The 21,955-nt window shown below is 38.7% G+C and carries 14 protein-coding genes and 1 tRNA gene; 13 read left to right on the forward strand and 2 right to left on the reverse strand.

What is annotated here, in order from left to right; genetic code table 11:
- Positions 1-19 precede the first annotated feature (19 nt).
- The 10 genes from rpoB to CMCT_RS02385 all read left to right on the forward strand — a co-directional run bounded on the left by rpoB (position 20) and on the right by CMCT_RS02385 (position 15,297).
- Positions 20-4,165: a DNA-directed RNA polymerase subunit beta gene (gene rpoB, locus CMCT_RS02340; RefSeq protein ID WP_034967896.1), complete on the forward strand. Its 4,146-nt coding sequence runs from the start codon at positions 20-22 to the stop codon at positions 4,163-4,165.
- Positions 4,158-8,663: a DNA-directed RNA polymerase subunit beta' gene (gene rpoC / locus CMCT_RS02345; protein ID WP_034967898.1), complete on the forward strand. Its 4,506-nt coding sequence runs from the start codon at positions 4,158-4,160 to the stop codon at positions 8,661-8,663. The genes rpoB and rpoC overlap by 8 nt, the downstream gene beginning before the upstream one ends.
- Positions 8,664-8,710: 47 nt before the next feature.
- Complete coding sequence (locus tag CMCT_RS02350; protein WP_034967900.1) at positions 8,711-9,097, forward strand: DoxX family protein; 387 nt, start codon at positions 8,711-8,713, stop codon at positions 9,095-9,097.
- Positions 9,098-9,227: 130 nt separating this feature from the next.
- Positions 9,228-10,637, forward strand: coding sequence for a Na+/H+ antiporter NhaC (gene nhaC, locus CMCT_RS02355; RefSeq protein WP_034967903.1), 1,410 nt, complete (start codon positions 9,228-9,230; stop codon positions 10,635-10,637).
- 2 nt (positions 10,638-10,639) lie between these two features.
- A complete protein-coding gene (gene iadA, locus CMCT_RS02360) occupies positions 10,640-11,773 on the forward strand; it encodes a beta-aspartyl-peptidase (RefSeq protein ID WP_034967905.1) in 1,134 nt (377 codons plus the stop codon).
- A gap of 82 nt (positions 11,774-11,855) precedes the next feature.
- Entirely contained in the window at positions 11,856-12,251 is a 396-nt protein-coding gene (rpsL, locus tag CMCT_RS02365; RefSeq protein WP_034967907.1) for a 30S ribosomal protein S12, read from the forward strand.
- A gap of 72 nt (positions 12,252-12,323) precedes the next feature.
- Positions 12,324-12,794: a 30S ribosomal protein S7 gene (rpsG, locus tag CMCT_RS02370; protein WP_034967911.1), complete on the forward strand. Its 471-nt coding sequence runs from the start codon at positions 12,324-12,326 to the stop codon at positions 12,792-12,794.
- Positions 12,795-12,803: 9 nt separating this feature from the next.
- Entirely contained in the window at positions 12,804-14,882 is a 2,079-nt protein-coding gene (fusA, locus tag CMCT_RS02375; protein ID WP_034967915.1) for an elongation factor G, read from the forward strand.
- A 39-nt stretch (positions 14,883-14,921) separates the two neighbouring features.
- Positions 14,922-14,998: transfer RNA gene (locus CMCT_RS02380), tRNA-Arg, on the forward strand.
- A gap of 107 nt (positions 14,999-15,105) precedes the next feature.
- Positions 15,106-15,297 carry an excalibur calcium-binding domain-containing protein gene (locus CMCT_RS02385; RefSeq protein ID WP_034967918.1) on the forward strand — a complete coding sequence of 64 codons (192 nt, stop codon included), beginning with the start codon at positions 15,106-15,108 and terminating at the stop codon, positions 15,295-15,297.
- Between the two features lie 88 nt (positions 15,298-15,385).
- Here CMCT_RS02385 and CMCT_RS02390 read toward each other — a convergent pair whose 3' ends face one another.
- Entirely contained in the window at positions 15,386-16,018 is a 633-nt protein-coding gene (locus CMCT_RS02390; protein ID WP_034967921.1) for an NAD(P)H-dependent oxidoreductase, read from the reverse strand.
- Positions 16,019-16,141: 123 nt separating this feature from the next.
- On the opposite strand from CMCT_RS02390, the gene CMCT_RS02395 reads away from it, so the two are divergent.
- On the forward strand, positions 16,142-16,522 hold the full coding sequence (locus CMCT_RS02395) for a rhodanese-like domain-containing protein (RefSeq protein WP_034967923.1): 381 nt from the start codon (positions 16,142-16,144) through the stop codon (positions 16,520-16,522).
- Here CMCT_RS02395 and CMCT_RS02400 read toward each other — a convergent pair.
- The gene (locus CMCT_RS02400; RefSeq protein ID WP_034967925.1) at positions 16,512-17,612 is read right to left on the reverse strand and encodes a CinA family protein; all 1,101 of its coding nucleotides are present in this window, start codon (positions 17,610-17,612) and stop codon (positions 16,512-16,514) included. The genes CMCT_RS02395 and CMCT_RS02400 overlap by 11 nt on opposite strands.
- Before the next feature lie 117 nt (positions 17,613-17,729).
- Between CMCT_RS02400 and ileS the strand changes: the two genes are divergently transcribed.
- Positions 17,730-20,489, forward strand: coding sequence for an isoleucine--tRNA ligase (gene ileS, locus CMCT_RS02405; protein ID WP_034967928.1), 2,760 nt, complete (start codon positions 17,730-17,732; stop codon positions 20,487-20,489).
- A gap of 105 nt (positions 20,490-20,594) precedes the next feature.
- Positions 20,595-21,953 carry an Asp-tRNA(Asn)/Glu-tRNA(Gln) amidotransferase subunit GatA gene (gene gatA / locus CMCT_RS02410; RefSeq protein WP_176324996.1) on the forward strand — a complete coding sequence of 453 codons (1,359 nt, stop codon included), beginning with the start codon at positions 20,595-20,597 and terminating at the stop codon, positions 21,951-21,953.
- Positions 21,954-21,955: the final 2 nt, after the last annotated feature.

The following is a 21,955-nucleotide window of genomic DNA, read 5'->3' on the forward strand; positions in this document are numbered from 1 at the left end:
ATTACCACGAGGTAGATATATGTTAAATAGTTTATACTCAGGAAATCGTCTTAGAGTTGATTTTTCAAATGTCGCTAAAGAGATAGATATTCCAAATTTATTACAACTACAAAAAAAGAGTTTCGACCAGTTTTTAAACCTAGATAATTCACTGCAAGAGAGCGGTATAGAAAAAGTTTTTAAATCAATATTCCCTATTCATGATATTCAAAACCGCCTAAGCCTTGAGTATGTTAGCTCCGAAATAGGTAAGCCAAAATACACAGTTAGAGAGTGTATAGAAAGAGGACTTACTTATTCTGTAAATTTAAAGATCAAAGTTCGTCTTATAGTTCACGAAAAAGATGAAAAAACCGGCGAGAAAATCGGTGTAAAAGATATAAAAGAACAAGAAATTTTTATCCGTGAAATTCCTCTTATGACAGATAGAATTTCATTTATCATAAATGGCGTTGAGCGTGTTGTTGTAAATCAGCTCCATAGAAGCCCAGGCGTTATTTTTAAACAAGAAGAGAGTGCGACTGTCGTAAATAAGCTAATCTACACAGCTCAAATTATACCTGATCGTGGCTCTTGGCTATACTTTGAGTATGACACAAAAGACGTTCTTTATGTGCGTATAAATAAGCGTAGAAAAGTACCAGTAACGATACTATTTAGGGCACTTGGTTATAAAAAACAAGACATTATAAAACTATTTTATCCTATTCAAACACTAACAATAAAAAATGGCAAATTTTTAACAGTATTTAACTCTGATGATTATCTTGGCAGAGTTGAGTATGATATAAAAGATGAAAGTGGAAAGATTCTACACGAAGCTGGAAAACGCTTGACTAAGAAAAAAGCAGATAAGCTAGTAGAAGACGGGCTAAAATTTGTAGAGTACCCAACAGAGGTTTTAATAAACAAATATCTTGCAAATCCAGTTATTGACAATGAAAGTGGCGAAGTTGTATATGATACTCTTTCACAACTTGATGAAAATAAACTGGCTAAAATTTTAAGCGAATATGAAAGCATTGAGATTATAAATAACTCTGCTTCAGGTGTTGATGATGCTATTATAAATTCTTTCTTGGCTGATGCTGAGACATTAAAACTTTTAAAACAGACAGAGGGTATTGATGATGAAAATGACCTCTCTGCTATTAGAATTTATAAGGTTATGCGTCCTGGAGAGCCAGTTGTAAAAGACGCTGCGAAAGCATTTGTAAATGATATATTCTTTAACCCTGAGCGTTACGATATGACTAAAGTTGGTCGTATGAAGATGAATCACAAACTAGCTCTTGAGGTTCCAGAATACGTAACGGTTCTTACAAATGAGGATATTATAAAGACAGCAAAATATCTTATAAAAGTTAAAAATGGACAGGGCTTGATAGATGATAGAGATCATCTTGGAAATCGTCGTATCCGCTCTATTGGCGAACTTTTAGCAAATGAACTTCACCTTGGATTTGTCAAAATGCAAAAGGCGATCCGTGATAAATTTACAGGGCTTAGCAACAGTATAGACGAGCTAATGCCTTATGATTTAATCAATCCAAAGATGATAACTGCGACTATAATGGAATTTTTCACTGGCGGTCAGTTAAGTCAGTTTATGGATCAGACCAACCCACTTAGTGAGGTTACTCACAAACGCCGTCTTTCGGCTCTTGGTGAGGGTGGTTTGGTTAAAGAGCGCGCTGGTTTTGAGGTGCGTGACGTTCACCCTACACACTATGGACGAATTTGCCCTATCGAAACGCCAGAAGGTCAAAATATCGGTCTAATCAACACACTTTCAACTTATGCAAAAGTAAATGAACTTGGCTTTGTTGAGGCTCCTTATAAAAAGGTTGTAGACGGTAAAGTTACAGATGAAATAGTTTATTTAACTGCAACTCAAGAGGAGGGTAATGTTATAGCTCCAGCTTCAACAAAGCTTGATGATAAGGGCTATATCGTTGAGGACTTGCTAGAGGTTAGACGTGAGGGCGAAATGATGCTCGCACGCCGTGAAGATGTTACATTAATCGACCTTTGCTCTGGTATGATAGCTGGTGTTGCTGCTTCGCTTATTCCGTTTTTGGAGCACGATGACGCAAACCGTGCCCTAATGGGTTCAAACATGCAACGCCAAGCAGTGCCATTACTTAGAGCGACTGCACCGATTGTAGGAACTGGTATGGAAAGTACCGTTGCTCGTGATGCTTGGGAGAGCGTAAAGGCAAAACGTGCTGGTGTGGTTGAAAAGGTAGATAATAAAAATATATTTATCCTTGGCGAAGATGAGGCTGGTCCGTTTATAGACCACTACTCTTTAGAGAAAAATTTACGCACAAATCAAAATACTACATTCTCTCAGCATCCTATCGTTAAAAAGGGCGAAAAGGTAGAGCTTGGTCAAATAATAGCTGATGGTCCAAGTATGGAGCTAGGAGAGCTTGCTATTGGTAAAAATGCACTGATTGCATTTATGCCTTGGAACGGTTATAACTACGAAGATGCTATAGTAATGAACGAAAAGATGATCCGTGAAGACGCATTTACAAGCGTTCATATCTATGAAAAAGAGATTGAAGCTCGTGAGCTTAAAGACGGCGTAGAAGAGATTACAAAAGATATACCAAACGTTAAAGAGGAGGATTTAATTCACCTTGATGATAGTGGTATCATAAAAATAGGCACTCAGATTAAGCCAGGTATGATTTTAGTGGGTAAAGTATCTCCAAAAGGCGAGGTTAAACCTACCCCTGAAGAGCGTTTGCTTCGTGCGATATTTGGCGAAAAGGCTGGTCACGTCGTCAATAAGTCACTCTATGCAACTGCTTCTATGGAGGGTGTTGTTATAGATGTTAAAATTTTTACAAAAAAGGGTCACGAAAAAGATAGCAGGGCAAGCAAGACATATGAAGATGAAAAGATGGTTCTTGAAAAAGAGCACCACGACAGGCTTTTAATGCTTGATCGCGAAGAGATGTTAAAAGTGACATCATTGCTCTCTAAAAATGTTTTAGCGACCGCACAAACTATAAACAAAAAAGAGTATAAAAAAGGCTCAAAAATAGATAGCGTAGACCTTGAAAATATTAACAGATTTACCATAAATACTATTGTTAAAGGCTTTTCAAAAGATGTTCAAAAGCAATATGATGAGCTTAAAAACTACTTCCAAAATGAGAAGAGAAAACTAAAAGAAGAGCACGACGCTAAGATTGAAATTTTAGGCAAAGATGACATTTTGCCAAGCGGTGTTGTCAAGCTTGTTAAAGTTTATATCGCTACAAAACGTAAGCTAAAAGTGGGCGATAAAATGGCTGGACGTCACGGAAATAAAGGTATAGTTTCAAACATCGTTCCAGAGGTTGATATGCCTTACTTGCCAAATGGACAGATTGTTGATATCGTTTTAAATCCGCTAGGTGTTCCAAGCCGTATGAATATCGGTCAAATTTTAGAGAGCCACCTTGGACTTGTTGGCTATCGTTTGGGTGAGCAAATCGCTGAAATTTTTGAGACCAAAAAGGGTGAGTGGATTAAAAATTTACGTGCTAAGATGATAGAGATTGCAAGTGTTTCAAAACTAATGGACGCTAAAAAAGCACTTAGTCAGATAAGCGATGAAAAATTAATTGAATACGCAAGAGATTGGAGCAAGGGTGTTAGATTTGCTACTCCGATTTTTGAGGGCGTTAAACCTGATGAATTTGCAAAACTTTTTGAAATGGCCAAGATTGATAGTGACGGCAAAACCGAGCTATATGACGGCAGAACTGGCTCAAAAATTCGCGAGAGAGTAAATGTTGGTTGTATGTATATGCTTAAACTTCACCACTTAGTTGATGAGAAGGTCCACGCTCGTTCAACCGGTCCATACAGTCTTGTAACACAACAGCCAGTTGGCGGTAAGGCACTATTTGGTGGTCAGAGATTTGGAGAGATGGAGGTTTGGGCATTAGAGGCTTACGGTGCTGCTCACACGCTTCGTGAAATGCTAACCGTTAAATCAGACGACGTTGAGGGACGTTTATCGGCTTATAAAGCCCTAACTCGTGGTGAAAACGTGCCAGAAACTGGTATCCCTGAGACTTTCTTCGTTTTAACAAACGAACTAAAATCATTAGCACTTGATGTTGAAGTATACGATGAGGATGAAGCAAATGAAAATGAATAACCTAAAACCAGTTGAGATAAAAGAGGAGCAAAGACCTCGTGATTTTGAAGCGTTTCAGCTTCGTCTTGCAAGTCCTGAAAGGATAAAGTCGTGGAGTTATGGTGAGGTTAAAAAGCCTGAAACTATAAACTACCGCACACTAAAACCTGAGCGTGACGGTTTGTTTTGTGCTAAAATTTTTGGTCCTATTCGTGACTATGAGTGTCTTTGTGGCAAATACAAAAAAATGCGTTATAAGGGCATTAAATGCGAAAAATGTGGTGTTGAGGTTACTAGTTCAAAAGTTCGTCGCTCTCGTATGGGGCACATTGAGCTTGTTACGCCAGTAGCTCACATTTGGTATGTAAATTCACTACCTTCACGTATCGGCACACTTCTTGGCATAAAAATGAAAGATTTAGAGCGTGTGCTTTACTATGAGGCATATATTGTTGAAAATCCTGGCAGTGCTTTTTATGACAATGAAAATTCTAAAAAGGTTGAAAAATACGACGTTTTAAACGAAGAGCAGTATCAACTTTTAGCACAAAGATATGAAAATGAGGGCTTTGTTGCTAGAATGGGTGGCGAAGTTATCTATGATATGCTTGCTGAGCTTGATTTGTTTAAAATTTTAGAAGATTTAAAAGCAGAAATAGAGGCTACAAATTCTGAAGCCAAAAAGAAAACTATTGTAAAACGCCTAAAGGTCATTGAGAGCTTTTTAAATTCAGGAAATCGTCCAGAGTGGATGATGATTACAAATTTGCCAGTTTTACCGCCGGATTTAAGACCACTTGTTAGCCTTGACGGTGGAAAATTTGCAGTTTCAGATGTAAATGATTTATATCGTCGTGTGATAAATAGAAATAGTCGTTTAAAGCGTCTTTTAGAGCTTGATGCACCTGAGATTATTATAAGAAACGAAAAACGTATGCTTCAGGAAGCCGTTGATGCTTTATTTGATAATGGTCGCCGTGCAAATGCCGTAAAAGGTGCAAATAAACGTCCACTTAAATCACTTTCAGAGATTATCAAAGGCAAACAGGGTCGTTTCCGCCAAAACCTACTAGGTAAGCGTGTGGATTTCTCTGGTCGTTCGGTTATTGTTGTTGGTCCAAAGCTTAGAATGGATCAGTGCGGTCTGCCTAAAAAGATGGCGTTAGAGCTATTTAAACCACACCTTTTAGCGCGTCTTGAAGAGAAAGGTTATGCAACGACCGTTAAACAAGCCAAAAAGATGATTGAAGATAAGACAAATGAAGTTTGGGAGTGCCTTGAAGAGGTAGTTAAAGATCATCCGGTTATGCTAAACCGTGCTCCAACGCTTCACAAGCTTTCAATTCAAGCGTTTCACCCGGTACTAGTTGAGGGTAAGGCTATTCAGCTTCATCCGCTAGTTTGTGCCGCATTTAACGCTGACTTTGACGGCGACCAAATGGCTGTTCACGTGCCATTATCACAAGAAGCAATTGCTGAGTGTAAAATTTTAATGCTTAGCTCAATGAATATCCTTTTACCAGCAAGTGGTAAGGCTATAACTGTGCCTAGCCAGGATATGGTTTTAGGAATTTACTATTTAAGCTTAGAGCGAACCGATGAGAAAGGTGCAAATAAAATTTTCGCCTCAGTTGATGAGGTTATGATAGCAGAAGAGGCTCACTCACTAGGACTTCACGCTAAGATTAAAACAATCCTTGAAGGGCACACGATAACAACAACCGCTGGTCGTTTGATACTGCGTTCTATCATTCCTGATTTTGTTCCTGAAAATTTATGGAATAAAGTTATGAAGAAAAAGGATATCTCGTCACTTGTTGATTATGTTTATAAAAATGGCGGTCTTGAAGTAACGGCTGAGTTTTTAGATAAGCTTAAAAATTTAGGTTTCCGCTATGCTACAAAGGCTGGAATTTCAATATCTATTGCTGATATCATCGTGCCTGATAATAAACAAAAACATATTGATGACGCTAAGAAAAAGGTGCGTGAAATTCAAAAGCAATATGGTGGTGGTTTGCTAACAGACTCTGAGAGATACAACAAAATCGTTGATATTTGGACAGATACAAACAACACCGTTGCTAGTGAGATGATGAAACTTATACAAAGCGATAAGGGTGGATTTAACTCTATTTATATGATGGCTGACTCTGGTGCTAGGGGCTCAGCAGCTCAAATTCGCCAACTTGCTGGTATGCGTGGTCTTATGGCAAAACCTGACGGCTCTATTATTGAAACACCAATCGTTTCAAACTTCCGTGAGGGACTGAATATAATGGAGTATTTTAACTCGACTCACGGTGCTAGAAAGGGTCTAGCTGATACCGCTTTAAAGACGGCAAACGCTGGTTATCTAACTCGTAAGCTAATTGACGTTGCTCAAAACGTAAAGGTGTCTATGCACGATTGTGGCACTCATGAGGGTGTTGAGATTACTGAGATTACTGAGAGTGGCGAACTTATTGAGAGCCTTGAAGAGCGTGTATTAGGTAGAGTTTTAGCTGATGACGTTATTGATCCAATAACAAATGAAATTTTATTTAGTGAAGGCACATTGATTGATGAAGAAAAGGCAAGAGTGCTTAGCGAGAGTGGCATAAAAGCTGTAAGCATAAGAACCCCTATTACTTGCAAAGCACCAAAAGGCGTTTGTGCCAAGTGCTATGGTATAAACCTCGGCGAGGGCAAACTTGTTAAGCCTGGCGAAGCTGTTGGTATTATCTCGGCTCAGTCAATTGGGGAACCAGGAACTCAGCTAACACTAAGAACATTCCACATCGGTGGAACAGCTTCAACAGAGCAACAAGATCGCCAAGTTGTAGCTACAAAAGAGGGTTTTATACGTTACTACAACCTAAACACTTATGAAAATAACGGCAAAATAGTAGTCGCAAACCGCCGAAGTGCTGCTGTGCTTTTGGTTGAGCCAAAGATTAAATCTCCAGTAGACGGAAAGATTGAGATTGAAGTAGCTCACGAAGATATTATCCTTACCATAAAAGGCAAAAAAGAGGAATTTAAATATATCGTTCGTAGAAATGACGTAGCTAAACCAAATGAGTTAGCCGGCGTAAGTGGAAAGATAGAAGGTAAAATGTATATACCTTACTCAAATGGCGACGATGTTAAAGAGCACGAAAGTATAGTAGAGGTCATCAAAGAGGGCTGGAACGTGCCAAATCGTATCCCATTTGCCAGTGAGCTAAAAATAGCTGACGGAGAGCCTGTCACACAAAAAATCGTGGCTAGTGCAAATGGGGTTGCAAAATTCTTTATCCTAAAGGGTGACTATTTAGAGCGTATAAAAGATGTTAAAAACGGACATAAAGTAGAGCAAAAAGGTCTATTTGTGGTAGTCTCAGATCAAGGTGGTCGTGAAGCTATACGCCACTATATACCAAGAGGCTCGATTGTTCAGATAGATGATAATGCAAATGTTGATACTAAGAGCGTTATAGCACTTCCTGAAAAGAGCGATAAGCTAGTAATTGCAGAGTGGGATCCATACTCAACTCCTATAATTGCAGAGGAAGCTGGTGTTGTGGCGTTTGAAGATATTGAGCCTGGATATAGTGTGGCTGAGCAGTTTGATGAAGCTACTGGTCAGAGCCGTTTGGTTGTAAATGAGTATCTGCCAAGTGGCGTAAAACCTACGATTGTAATAGCGACAAAAACAGGAACTATCAGGTATCAGCTTGAGCCTAAAACAGCTATATTTGTAAGTGACGGCACAAGTGTTGCTCAGGCTGACATTTTGGCAAAAACTCCAAAAGCAGTTGCAAAATCAAAAGATATTACTGGCGGTCTTCCAAGGGTATCTGAGTTGTTTGAAGCAAGAAAGCCTAAAAATACGGCTATTGTAGCTGAAATTGACGGCGTTGTTAGATTTGATAAGCCACTTCGCTCAAAAGAGCGTGTTATTATCGAAGCTGAAGATGGCTCTAGTGCTGAGTATTTGATTGACAAAACGCGTCAAATTCAGGTAAGAAACGGCGAGTTTGTCCACGCTGGAGAGAAGCTAACAGACGGACTTATTTCAAGCCACGATATTTTAAGAATTCTAGGCGAGAAAGCACTTCACTATTACCTAATTAGCGAAATTCAGCAAGTTTATCGCCGCCAAGGTGTTGCTATTGCCGATAAACATATTGAGATTATCGTATCTCAAATGCTAAGGCAGGTTAAAATCGTTGATAGTGGTAATACAAATTTCATCGTTGGCGATCTTATATCTAGAAATAGATTTAAAGAAGAAAATGAGCGAATTATGAAAATGGGCGGAGAACCAGCGATTGCTGAGCCTATACTTTTAGGTGTTACTCGCGCGGCTATCGGCTCTGATAGCGTTATCTCAGCGGCATCGTTCCAAGAGACGACAAAGGTTCTAACCGAAGCTTCGATAGCGGCTAAATTTGACTATCTTGAGGATCTAAAAGAAAACGTAATCTTAGGTCGTATGATACCTGTTGGAACCGGTCTTTATAAAGATAAAACTATCAAGATTAAAAAACTCTAAAATTTGGGGCATTTTTGCCCCAACTCTAGTTTGTATTAAGGAAAATTTTGAAAAATTTCGATTTAGGACTGCTTTTTATTAGACTTGGGCTTGGTGTTATGCTTATTATGCACGGCATAGCAAAATTGCTAAATGGTGTTGGTTTTGTAAAGTCACTTTTGCTAAAGGTTGGACTACCAGAATTTATTGCGTATTTTGCATATCTTGGCGAGGTTGTGGCGCCTGTTATGCTTATTCTTGGAATTTATGTGCGTTTTGGATCTGTTTTGATTTTAGGAACTTGCTTTACGATACTATGGTTGTTCTTTGCTCCAGACCTTTTTGCTCTTACATCACATGGCGGTTTTAAGGCAGAGATTGTGTATCTATATATATCTATGGCTCTTTGTTTGCTTCTTAGTGGTAGCGGAAGATATGCGATAAAGCGTGATTAGAATTTATGCTTACGTGTTACAATTCTTAACTACGCTTTATAAATTTAAAATAATAAATTTTAGATTTAAAATTCTTTTATTATAAAAATAATAAATTCCTTATTAGTGATTTTACTTTAAGGAGATTATTGTGGAAATTTCAAAGACAAAGCCAACTTTTTTACAAAGCATTACACCGATTTTAGTAATGGTTTTTGGACTTGCAGTTGGGGTTGGATATTTAAAGCTTAAGGTTGAGCCGATACTTCTGCTTTCGGCGCTTGTTGCAGGTGTGATAGCGTGGCGTATAGGCTACTCTTATAGCGATATGCAAAAGGGTATTATTGATAAGATCGCAAGTTCTTTGCCTGCACTTATGATACTGTGGGTTGTTGGTTTGCTCATCGGTGCTTGGATGTTTTCAGGCACGATACCAATGCTGGTTTATTATGGTATTGAGATTATTAGCCCAAGATATTTAGTCGTTACTGCTTTTGTTATCTCAGCTATTATCTCGACTGTTACAGGGACGTCGTGGGGCTCTGCTGGAACGATAGGCGTGGCAATTATGGGTATCGCACAGGGGCTTGGCGTAGATCTTGCTGCGGCTGCTGGTGCTGTCGTGGCTGGTGCGTATTTTGGAGATAAACTATCTCCACTTTCTGATACGACAAATTTAGCACCAATTGTTGCGGGTTCAGAGCTTTATGAGCATATTAAGCATATGTTTTATACTACTATCCCAGCGACTATCGTTGCGCTTTTGGCATATTATTTTATCGGATCTAGCGCTGTTAGTGGTGGCAACATCTCTGCTTCTATTTTATCGCTTCAAAATGAGCTTGATAAAGTGTTTGATTTTAATATCATACTTTTGCTTCCAGCACTTTTGGTTTTAGCTGGATCGTTTCTAAAGTGGCCAACCATTCCTATTATGCTTATTTCGTCGTTCTTATCGATAATACTTGGTATTTTATTTCAGGGTTTTAGTCTTAAGAGTGGATTTATCTCTATGATGACAGGTTTTAATCTCTCTATGAGTGGTGTTGAAGCCGAATTTTCAAAAGACATTATAAGACTTATAAATAGGGGCGGTGTAAGTTCTGTAAATTCCACTACCATTTTAGTTTTGTGTGCTATGGGTTTGGCTGGTATTTTAACAGTTACAGGTATGCTAAATGTTGTTTTATCAACCGTTATGTCAAAGGTAAAGAGTGCAACTGGTGTGATAATATCAACTATCGGTTCTTGTATCACGGTTGCTTTTATTACGGGAAATTCGTACCTTTCTATCATTGTGCCTGGCGAGATGTTTAAAGATTTTTACAAACAGAAGAATTTGGCAGCAAAAAATCTTTCAAGGACGCTTGAGGATTCTGGAACGGTTATAGTTCCACTAATACCTTGGTCGGCTGCTGGTGCATATATGACTGCTACTCTTGGGGTTAATACGATTGAGTATCTGCCTTGGGCTGTTATGAACTATATGGGAGTTGTTTTTGCGGTGATTTTGGCTATAACTGGTATCGGTATAGCAAGGCTTGATGGCAAAAAGGATTAATTATGTTGCTTATAAAAAATGCCAAACTATTTTCTCCAAAATTTTTAGGACAAAAGGATATTTTGGTTTGCTCGGGCAAGATTATTTACATAGGTGAAAATTTAAGTCCAAATTTGCCAAATTTAAACATCATAGACGCCACTAAATTTATTGCAACGCCTGGTTTTATTGATAAGCATATTCATATTACGGGCGGTGGTGGAGAGGGCAGCTTTAAAACTCGTGTGCCTGAGATAATGCTCTCAAAGCTAATTGAAGCAGGTATAACAACTGTTGTTGGACTGCTTGGAACAGATAGTGCTACAAGAAGCGTTGAAAATTTAGTCGCAAAGGCAAAGGCTTTAAATGAGGAGGGCGTGACTTGCTATGCTCACACTGGTGCTTATGATTTAAAAACTCCAACGATTACTGGCGATATTGCTAAAGACATAGCGTTTATTGATCCAATAATAGGCATAAAATTAGCCATCAGTGATCATCGCTCATCATCTGTAAGTCGCGATGAATTAGCACACATCGTATCTGCTGGTCGCGTTGCTGGTATGCTAAGCGGTAAATCTGGTCACACTACGCTTCATATGGGCGACGGACAACGCGGTTTAGATTTAGTTCGTGACGTTCTTTGTGAGTATGATATACCTATTACTTTTTTTCAGCCAACACACGTAAATCGCAACGAAAAGCTATTTTTACAAAGTGTGGAATTTTTAAAAGATGGCGGATATATCGATCTTACTTGCATGTTGGGGCTTAGTCCGCTTAATGCAGTTAAAAGGATTAAAGACGCAAAAATTTGCACAGACAAAGTCACGATAAGTTCTGATGGTTATGGTAGCTTTTCAAGTTATGATTTGGACGGACGGCTTTTAAAAATCGGAGTTTCTAGTGTTATGGCGACCATGAATGAATTTAAAAATTTTATAAATAGTGGCTTTGGTATAGACGAGGCACTTTGCTATTTTACAAAAAATGTTGCAAAATCTATCGCTCTTGATAAGAAAAAGGGCGAAATTTCAGTTGGTTTTGATGCTGATATTTTGCTGTTTAACGAGGATATGAATTTGGAATTTGTAATTGCAAATGGCGAAATTTTAAAAGATAACAATGGCTTTATGAAAAAAGGGACGTATGAGTAGCTGTAATTTTTCTTAATAAGCATTTAAGCCATTTTTAAATAGAATTAGGTCTTTTTAATAAATTTAGTCGAAAGGAATTACTGTGCCAACCATAAATCAATTGGTCAGAAATGAACGTAAGAAGGTGACTTACAAGTCAAAATCACCTGCACTTAAAGAGTGCCCACAAAGAAGAGGAGTTTGCACAAGAGTTTATACAACAACTCCAAAAAAACCAAACTCAGCCTTAAGAAAAGTTGCCAAGGTTAGATTAACCAGTGGCTTTGAAGTTATTAGCTATATCGGTGGCGAGGGACACAACCTGCAAGAGCACTCAATTGTGTTAGTTCGTGGCGGTAGGGTAAAAGACTTACCAGGTGTTAAGTATCACATTGTTCGTGGTGCACTAGATACTGCTGGTGTTGCAAAAAGAACAGTTTCACGCTCTAAATATGGTGCTAAACGCCCTAAACCAGGTCAAGCAGCAGCTAAGAAGTAAGAAAATAGTTTCGCAGACCTTGCAATTGGTGGCATAGGTTTGAGTAAAATTTAAAAATTTGAAGGAATAAAAATGAGAAGAAGAAAAGCCCCTGTAAGGGAAGTTTTACCTGATCCAATATATGGAAATAAAGTAATCACTAAATTTATTAACGCATTAATGTATGACGGCAAAAAAAGTGTCGCTACTGAGATTATGTATGGTGCTATCAAGGCTATTGAAAAAAAGAGTGGTGACGTTAAGGGTATAGACGTATTTAATGACGCTATTGAGAACGTAAAGCCTATAATGGAAGTTAAATCACGCCGTGTTGGTGGTGCAACTTATCAAGTTCCAGTTGAGGTTCGCCCAGCTCGCCAACAAGCACTAGCTATCCGCTGGTTAATCACTTTTGCAAGAAAAAGAAGCGAAAGAACAATGATTGAAAAACTAGCAAACGAACTATTTGACGCAGCAAATTCAAAAGGTGCTTCATACAAGAAGAAAGAAGACACTTATAAAATGGCAGAGGCTAATAAAGCATTTGCTCACTATCGCTGGTAGGAGGCTCTTATGGCAGATAGAAAAACCCCATTAAATAAAGTAAGAAATATCGGTATCGCAGCTCACATTGACGCTGGAAAGACGACGACCAGTGAGAGAATTTTATTCTTTACTGGTATGAGCCACAAAATCGGCGAGGTTCACGATGGTGCTGCTACAATGGACTGGATGGAGCAAGAAAAAGAGCGTGGTATCACAATTACATCTGCTGCTACAACTTGCTTTTGGAAAGATCATCAAATTAACCTAATTGACACTCCGGGACACGTTGACTTTACTATCGAAGTTGAGCGTTCTATGCGTGTTCTTGACGGAGCTGTTGCTGTATTTTGTTCAGTTGGTGGCGTTCAACCTCAGTCAGAAACCGTTTGGAGACAAGCAAATAAATACCGCGTTCCGAGAATGGTTTATGTAAATAAAATGGATAGGGTTGGTGCAAATTTTTACAACGTTGAAGCACAAATCAAAAATCGCTTAAAAGCAAATCCAGTGCCTATTCAAATTCCAATCGGTGCAGAAGATACATTTAAAGGCGTAGTTGATCTAATCACTATGAAAGCGCTAGTTTGGGAAGATGATAGTAAACCAACTACATTTGTAGAAAAAGAAATTCCAGCTGATTTAGTAGAAAAAGCAGAAGAGTATCGTGCAAAAATGATTGAAGCTGTTGCTGAAACTGATGATGCTTTAATGGATAAATTCTTTAATGGCGAAGAGCTAAGCGTAGAAGAGATTAAAAAAGGTATAAAAGCTGGTTGTTTATCGATGAAAATTATACCTATGGTGTGCGGAACTTCATTTAAAAACAAAGGTGTTCAGCCACTACTTGACGCTATTGTTGACTATCTACCAGCTCCTGATGAGGTTGAAGCGATAAAAGGCGAGTATGAAGACGGCACAGAAGTAACTGTTGATAGCACAGATAACGGCGAATTTGCAGGTCTTGCGTTTAAAATTATGACAGACCCATTTGTTGGTCAGCTAACATTCGTTCGCGTATATCGTGGTTGCTTAGAGAGTGGCAGCTATGCTTACAACTCAGCAAAAGGCAAAAAAGAGAGAATCGGTCGTTTACTAAAAATGCACTCAAATAAGCGTGAAGAAATTTCAGTTCTACACGCTGGTGAAATCGGTGCTGTTGTTGGCTTAAAAGACACACTAACTGGCGATACACTAGCTAGTGAAAAAGATCCAGTAATCCTAGAGAGAATGGACTTCCCAGAGCCAGTTATTAGTGTTGCTGTTGAGCCAAAAACAAAAGCTGATCAAGAGAAAATGGCACTTGCACTTCAAAAGTTGGCACAAGAGGATCCAAGCTTTAGAGTTAGCACTGACGAAGAGAGCGGACAGACTATTATTAGTGGTATGGGTGAGCTTCACCTTGAGATTATCGTTGATCGTATGCTTCGTGAATTTAAAGTTGAAGCAGAGGTTGGTCAGCCACAAGTTGCTTACCGCGAAACTATCCGCAAGACTGTTGAGCAAGAGTATAAGTATGCTAAGCAATCAGGCGGTCGTGGTCAGTACGGACATGTATTCTTACGTATCGAGCCACTTGAGCCAGCGAGCGGATTTGAGTTTGTTAATGACATCAAGGGTGGTGTTGTACCAAAAGAGTATATCCCTGCTGTTGAAAAAGGTTGTAAAGAAGCACTTCAAAATGGTATCCTAGCTGGTTATCCAGTTGAGGACGTTAAAGTTACGCTTTATGACGGAAGCTACCACGAGGTGGATAGCTCAGAGATGGCATTTAAACTTGCTGCGTCTATGGGCTTTAAAGAGGGTGCTAGAAAAGCTGGTGCGGTTATCCTTGAGCCAATGATGAAGGTTGAAGTTGAGACACCTGAAGAGTATATGGGCGATGTTATCGGCGATCTTAACAAGCGTCGTGGACAAGTTAACTCAATGGACGAAAGAAGTGGCAACAAAATCATCACAGCTTTCTGCCCACTTGCAGCGATGTTTGGTTACTCAACTGACTTAAGAAGCCAAACGCAAGGTCGTGCTACATATTCAATGGAATTTGACCACTACGAAGAGGTTCCAAAGAACGTTAGTGACGAGATTATCAAAAAGAGAAACGGCTAAAAGCTACTTTGCAAGGAGTGTATACTCCTTGCGTTTAGTGTCCTCGTAGCTCAGCAGGATAGAGCGTAAAATTCCTAATTTTAAGGTCACAGGTTCGAATCCTGTCGGGGACACCATTCTTTTATAAGACCACGTCAGCTTTCAGTTTTAATTTAACTGGTGTATATTTGCTTTTAAGTCCATTATTATAAAATAGGTTGATGATTTTTGGATCGAAAATTAGATGAAAAAGCTATTTTTATTTTTGGTTTTTGTAGTTATAGCTAGTGGAGCAGAAAAATATGACTGCTCCAAAAAGTATTGTAAACAGATGAGAAGTTGTGAGGAGGCTAAGCACTACTTAAATAATTGCGGTAAAGAGCATTTTGACAGGGATAAAGACGGGATACCTTGCGAAAATGTATGCGGTAGATAATTCTATAAGTCCAACATTAGTAAGAAATAGTGTAATACTAAAGAATTAAAGCTAAAACGCCAAAAATAGCGTTTTAGATATATGAAATTTACTCAATCCAATTTACGATATCGTCAAGGCTTCTTCTATATTTTGTTGGTTGTTCATTTAGTCTATATCCAAATGGCACGAGTAAAGCCACTCTATGTTTTTTTGTATCAATGTTTAAAATTTCCCCTATAGCTTCACGCTCAAAACCCTCTATCGGACAGCTGTCTATCCCTTTAAAAGCTGCAGCATTCATCATATTTAAGGCCGCAAACATACACTGTGCGTGTGACCAGTTAAATGTTAGCTCGTCATCATCTTTAAAATTTGATTTTAAGAAATTTTTATAAAACTCAACCCTTTGTGCGTGTGCTTCTGGCGTTTTATCGGGTCTTCTAGCTATCATATCTGATACATATTTGCTATCAGCTTTTACGTCAGAAATTTTTGCAAGTATTACAACCAAATGCGAACAAGACGTCACTTGCACTTGATTCCACGATTTTTCTTTTATTTTTTCCCTAAGCTCCTTGTTTTGAACAACCACAAAGTCCCACTGCTCAAGCCCAGTAGAGCTAGGGCTCAGTCTGCCAGCCTCTAGGATATACCTAAAGTCATCTTTGCTTATCTTTTTATTTTCGTCAAAAATTTTACAAGCGTGACGAAAATTTATAATATCTAAGTAATCTTTCATAAATTCTCCTTTGAAATTTTAAAAATTCTACACCCATTTGTTAAACACTCAGCCAACAAAAACATTAAAATTTATTAACAATATTTATGCTAAAATTATGAAACTTAAAATAAGGAGAGTGTTATGAAATGGATTTTACTACTATCTTTTTTTGTTGTTAGCGTGTTTGCTCGTATCACGCACGTAGAGGCCACGCCGTCTAATATAGCAAATGTTAAGCAATTAGTTGACATTAGAACGGAGTTTGAGATACAAGAGACAGGACTAATTGAAGGTGCTGTTAATGTTGTGTTTACAAAAGAGCAGGATAAATTCTATAAAGATAAATTTATAGATGAGCTAAAACAGCATATAGACATAACAAAGCCATTTGCTCTAATATGTCGCACTGGCCGTAGAAGCGGTAAAGTAGCAGAGTGGATAGATAGTGACCAGTTTGACATAACTCATTTTAGCGGCGGTATTAACGAGCTTATAAAAAATGGATACAAGATCACTCAGTAAAAAATAGCTCGGGCTCAAGCCTGAGCAAACAAGCGTATGCACTCATTGCACTTTGCTCCCTGATGTATTCTCTGTTGCCATCTAGTTGTAGCCTTTTTATCACGCTTTTTTTACTCTTATTCATAGCACCCACAAACACCGTTCCTACCGGCTTTTCATCGCTTCCGCCACTTGGTCCTGCTATGCCACTTATTGCTAGTGAAAAGTCGGCTTTACTCGCGTTTAATGCCCCTTCTAACATTTGTCTTACACACTCCTCGCTAACAGCTCCTTGCGTGTCTAAAACATAGTTTTCCACGCCAAGCCACTCGTGTTTTATGTCGTTTGAGTAGGTTATAAGTGAGCCATCAAGACAAGCTGATGCACCGCTGTATTTTGTAAATTTAAACGCACAAAGTCCAGCTGTACAAGACTCAGCAAATGTGATTTTTAGCCCATTTTTCATTAAAATTTTTGCTATAAATTCTACCTGATCTCTGCCATAAATCATCTTTTGTGAAAATAGATTTTTCACCCCTTGTAAAAATGTATCCATTTGGCTTAACTTGTCGTCCTTTTTGGCCTTTATGAGTAGCCATTTTGGCGCTATTTCGCTAAACGTAAGCGTGATTTTATATGGTTTTATAAGCGGATCAAGTAAAATTTTGGCACTATCTTTATCTATATCAAGTAGGCTAAAATATACATTTTCTTTGTTAAATGGGATTAAAATTTCAGATAGTTTTTGAGTTGGCGTTGCGTTTATTAAATTTATAAAAACTCCATTTAAATTTATCAAAAAACTACCATTTTTAGAGGCTATCGCACCTTTTGTGATTAGTGTTTCATTTTCTCCAAGCTCAAGCGTATCGCCACTTAAGGTAGCTAAAATTTTGCCCATAGTCGCAAAGCTCTCGTTAGAACAAAATATGCAAATGCTTTCAAATTCGCTGGTTAAACTCTCTACTACAAACAAAAGTTCACTGTTTTTGCTTTGAAATTTAATAGACCCAATCTCACCAAAATACTCTTTGTAACTTTTAAAAATATAGTCCATATAGGGCGAATTTATGAGTAGATCATCGCCAACAATAAGCATTGCGTGTTTCATTGCCTGTCCTTTTTAGATTTGTTTTATTATAACTTAAGATTTTTTAAAAGTGGCTTTTCAGTGCGATTTAACACTTTTTTGGATAAAATCTGCAAATTTAATCACACAAGGAAAACTATGGACTACAAAGACACTCTTTTGCTCCCTACTACTGAATTCCCAATGCGTGCAAACTTGCCCGAAAACGAGTCAAAACGCATAAATTCGTGGCATAATGAGCGTAAAATTTATGAAAAAATGAAACAAAATCGCAAAAATACTGAGAAATTTTTTGCTATTCACGACGGCCCACCTTATGCAAATGGCCACCTGCATATCGGACACGCTTTAAATAAAATTTTAAAAGACATCATTACAAAAACACACTACTTTTTTGGCGAAAATATCCGCTACGTACCTGGCTGGGATTGCCACGGACTACCGATAGAGCAGCAAGTTGAAGTAAAGCTTGGCGAGAAAAAAAAGAGTCTAAGCAAAAGCGAGATTAGAGAGTATTGCAGGGCTCACGCACGTGAATTTATAAAAATTCAAAGCGATGAGTTTAAATCGCTTGGCGTGATTGGCGACTTTGAAAATCCGTATCTAACGATGAAATTTGAGTTTGAAGCTGACATTTACAGAGCTTTATGCGAGATAGCTAAAAAGGGACTTTTAATTGAACGAAGCAAACCTGTTTATTGGAGTTGGGCAGCACGCTCAGCACTTGCAGAAGCTGAGGTTGAGTATGAGGATAAAGAAGATCATTCAATCTATGTTGCCTTTAACCTTGATACGGACGCACTAAATAAGCTTGACGTAAAAGAGGCAAGTGCAGTTATCTGGACGACCACACCTTGGACTTTGCCAGCAAATCAGGCAATAAGCCTAAATCCAAATGAAATTTATGTCCTAACGGCTGAAAATTTAATCTTTGCAAAGGCATTACTTGAAAATTTAGTAAAACTTGGGCTAACAAATGGCGAGATTAAACAAGAATTTAAAGCCCAAGAAATAGAAAAACTTCACGCCATAAATCCGCTAAATGACAGAAAATCGCAGTTTTTACTAGGCGAACACGTTACCACCGACGGCGGGACTGGGCTAGTTCATACAGCACCAGGTCACGGCGAAGATGACTACTATGTGTGCCTAAAAAACGGCATTAGCGAAGTTTTAATGCCTGTTGATGACGGCGGACTTTATGATGAGACGCTTAAAGCCAAAGGGCTATTTAGAGCGGATGTGGTTGATGAGTTTGTGGGGCTTCATATCTTTAAGGCAAATGAGAAAATTTTAGAAATTCTAGGCAAAAATCTACTTCACGCTTCTAAATTTACACACTCATATCCGCATTGTTGGCGAACTCATAAGCCAGTAATTTACAGAGCCACAAAGCAGTGGTTTATCACGATGGATGAGGCAAAACTAGGCTCTAAAACGCTTAGGGAGGTTGCGTTAAACGAGCTTGAAAATGTGAAATTTTATCCAGCAAGTGGCGTAAAAAGAATAGGCTCAATGATACAAAATCGCCCAGATTGGTGTATCTCACGACAGCGTGATTGGGGTGTGCCAATCGCATTTTTTAGGGATAAAGCTACAAAAGAGCCGATTTTTGACACCGATGTTTTAGACTACGTGGCAAAAATTTTTGACGTTAAAGGTGCTGATGCGTGGTGGGATTTAGAGATTAATGAGCTTTTAAATCCAGCTTCAAAATACAAGCCAGAAAATTTAGAAAAAGTTATGGATATACTTGATGTTTGGTTTGATAGTGGCTCAACGTGGAAAGCAGTTTTGCAAAGCCAAAACTACGATAGCGGTGCATATCCAGCCAGTATGTATTTAGAGGGCTCAGACCAGCACAGGGGTTGGTTTCAAAGCTCACTTCTTGTAAGTACAGCAGTTAATGAAAAAGCCCCTTACAAGGCGATTTTAACGCACGGATTTACCGTTGATAGCAAGGGCGAGAAGATGAGTAAAAGCAAGGGCAACGTCATCGCTCCACAAGACGTGGCAAAAGAGCACGGCGTTGAAATTTTACGCCTTTGGGTCGGACTTAGTGACTATTCAGGCGACCTAAAAATCGGCGATAATATCCTAAAACAAGTCAGCGAACAATATAGAAAAATAAGAAATACAATAAGATTTTTACTAGCAAATGTAAATGATTTAGATGAGATTACAACTGATTTTAATCTGCTTGATAAGTGGATTTTAAGCCGTGCTAAACGTGCATTTGACGAGGCAGAAAGAGCATTTAGAAGCTATGATTTTTCAAAAGGCTTTAATGTGCTTTTAAATTTTCTCTCAGCCGATTTAAGCGGAATTTACCTTGATATTTGCAAAGACCGCCTTTACTGCGATAGCAAAAACGGCAAACAAAGACGCTCGGCACAATCAGCTATGGCGTTAATAGCACGTTCGCTTTTACCGCTTTTAGCACCGACTTTAACATACACAATTGATGAAGTTATGGACTACGCACCAAAAATCATCAAGCAAAATTTCAAAGACGCCTTTGACCTAGTTTATGAGCCGTTAAATTTTGATTTTAGCGTTGATGATGAGCTGATTTTATCTAGCCGTGCTAAATTTTTTGAGTTAATTGACGTGCTTAAAAAAGATAAGGTGATAAAATCAACATTAGAGCTTGATTTACAAACCAGCTCAGCCAAAATCTTAGCCCTTGATAGCACCGATATAAGCGACTTTTATATGGTAAGCAGGGTTAATAAAATTGATGAAGCTAAGGCGTTAGCAGAGTTTGAAATTGAGAGCGTTAAATTTAAGATTGTTCTCTCAACAGCTCACAAATGCCCAAGGTGCTGGAAATTTGTAAGCGTGAGTGAAAATGAGCCGTGTGATAGATGTGCAAAGGTTTTAAGCGGTGTTTGCTAGTCTTAACCAGCCAGCCCCATTTAGCGTGATAATCGGCACGATAGTCGTGATTTTAGCTTTCACGGCTGTTGGAATTTTATTAGTTAATAAATTTAAGGATAAGAAGTGATAAGTTTAAAAGAGGCATTAAAACTTTCAAGCGAGGAGATTAAAAATTTACGCACCGAGCTTGAAAATCGCATACAAAAAGAGAGCAAAATAGGCGCTTATGTTGAGCAATTAGCAGGTTTGCCACTGGCTAAATTTGGCGAGGGCGTGCCAATTGCCATAAAAGATAATATCCAAGTAAATGGCTGGGCAGTAACGTGCGCTTCAAACATTCTTCAAGGCTACGTCGCCCCATACAACGCCACTGCCATTGAAAATTTGCTAAAACACAACCTTGCGCCATTTGGTCGCACAAATATGGATGAGTTTGCAATGGGTAGCACCACAGAGAGCAGTTTTTATGGTAAAACGCTAAATCCGCTAAATCACGAATTTGTGCCGGGCGGATCAAGCGGTGGCTCAGCAGCAGCGGTCGCAAGTGGCTTAGCAATTGCTGCTCTTGGTAGCGACACTGGCGGTAGTATCCGCCAACCAGCCGCATTTTGCGGTTGCGTGGGCTTTAAGCCAACTTACGGCAGGGTTAGTAGATATGGACTAGCTGCATACTCATCAAGTCTTGACCAAATTGGACCAATTACACAAAACGTTGAAGATGCTGCCATTTTATACGACGCAATTGCAGGGTATGACAGCAAAGACAGCACGAGTGCAAATGTAGAATTTACTAGTATTAGCGATAAGATAGACGCACAAAAAAAGCTAACAATTTGCGTAATTGAAAACTACGTTAAAAACGCCGATGACGAGGTAAAAACCGCACTTTTAAGCACAACTGAGAAGCTAAAATCTCACGGACACAACGTAATTTTTAGAAATTTAGAGGACTCAAAATATGACGTTGCGACCTACTACATCATCGCAACAGCCGAAGCGAGTGCGAATTTAAGCAGATATGACGGCGTTAGATACGGCAGACGCGCTGAGGCTAAAAATTTAAAAGAGCTTTATGTAAATTCAAGAAGCGAGGGCTTTGGCGAAGAGGTAAAAAGGAGAATTTTGCTTGGCACATTTGTTTTAAGTAGCGGATATTACGATGCTTACTACATAAAAGCACAAAAGGCAAGGGCTCACATAAAGGCGCAATACGAAAAAATTTTAAGCGAAGCTGACCTTATTTTTATGCCAGTTTCGCCAACAGCTTGTGTGAAATTTGGAGCATTAAAAGATCCACTAACTGCCTATTTAAGCGATATTTATACAATAAGCGTAAATTTAGCAGGTCTTCCAGCCATATCGGTGCCAGTTTCAAAAGCGAACAATAACCTAAGTATTTCAGCCCAACTAATAGCAAAAGCATACGACGAGCAGACCCTAATAGACGGCGCAAAGAGCCTAGAAAATATAGTGAAAGGATAAAG

The organism is Campylobacter mucosalis (assembly GCF_013372205.1).
Taxonomy (GTDB): Bacteria; Campylobacterota; Campylobacteria; order Campylobacterales; family Campylobacteraceae; genus Campylobacter_A; species Campylobacter_A mucosalis.

Bases quoted from the DNA above. Each gene is read 5' to 3' on its own strand.
- rpsG (WP_034967911.1), top strand. From the start codon at position 12,324: ATGAGAAGAAGAAAAGCCCCTGTAAGGGAAGTTTTACCTGATCCAATA.
- rpoC (WP_034967898.1), top strand. From the start codon at position 4,158: ATGAATAACCTAAAACCAGTTGAGATAAAAGAGGAGCAAAGACCTCGT.
- CMCT_RS02400 (WP_034967925.1), bottom strand. From the start codon at position 17,612: ATGAAACACGCAATGCTTATTGTTGGCGATGATCTACTCATAAATTCG.
- CMCT_RS02390 (WP_034967921.1), bottom strand. From the start codon at position 16,018: ATGAAAGATTACTTAGATATTATAAATTTTCGTCACGCTTGTAAAATT.
- iadA (WP_034967905.1), top strand. From the start codon at position 10,640: ATGTTGCTTATAAAAAATGCCAAACTATTTTCTCCAAAATTTTTAGGA.
- fusA (WP_034967915.1), top strand. From the start codon at position 12,804: ATGGCAGATAGAAAAACCCCATTAAATAAAGTAAGAAATATCGGTATC.
- CMCT_RS02395 (WP_034967923.1), top strand. From the start codon at position 16,142: ATGAAATGGATTTTACTACTATCTTTTTTTGTTGTTAGCGTGTTTGCT.
- CMCT_RS02385 (WP_034967918.1), top strand. From the start codon at position 15,106: ATGAAAAAGCTATTTTTATTTTTGGTTTTTGTAGTTATAGCTAGTGGA.
- ileS (WP_034967928.1), top strand. From the start codon at position 17,730: ATGGACTACAAAGACACTCTTTTGCTCCCTACTACTGAATTCCCAATG.
- rpoB (WP_034967896.1), top strand. From the start codon at position 20: ATGTTAAATAGTTTATACTCAGGAAATCGTCTTAGAGTTGATTTTTCA.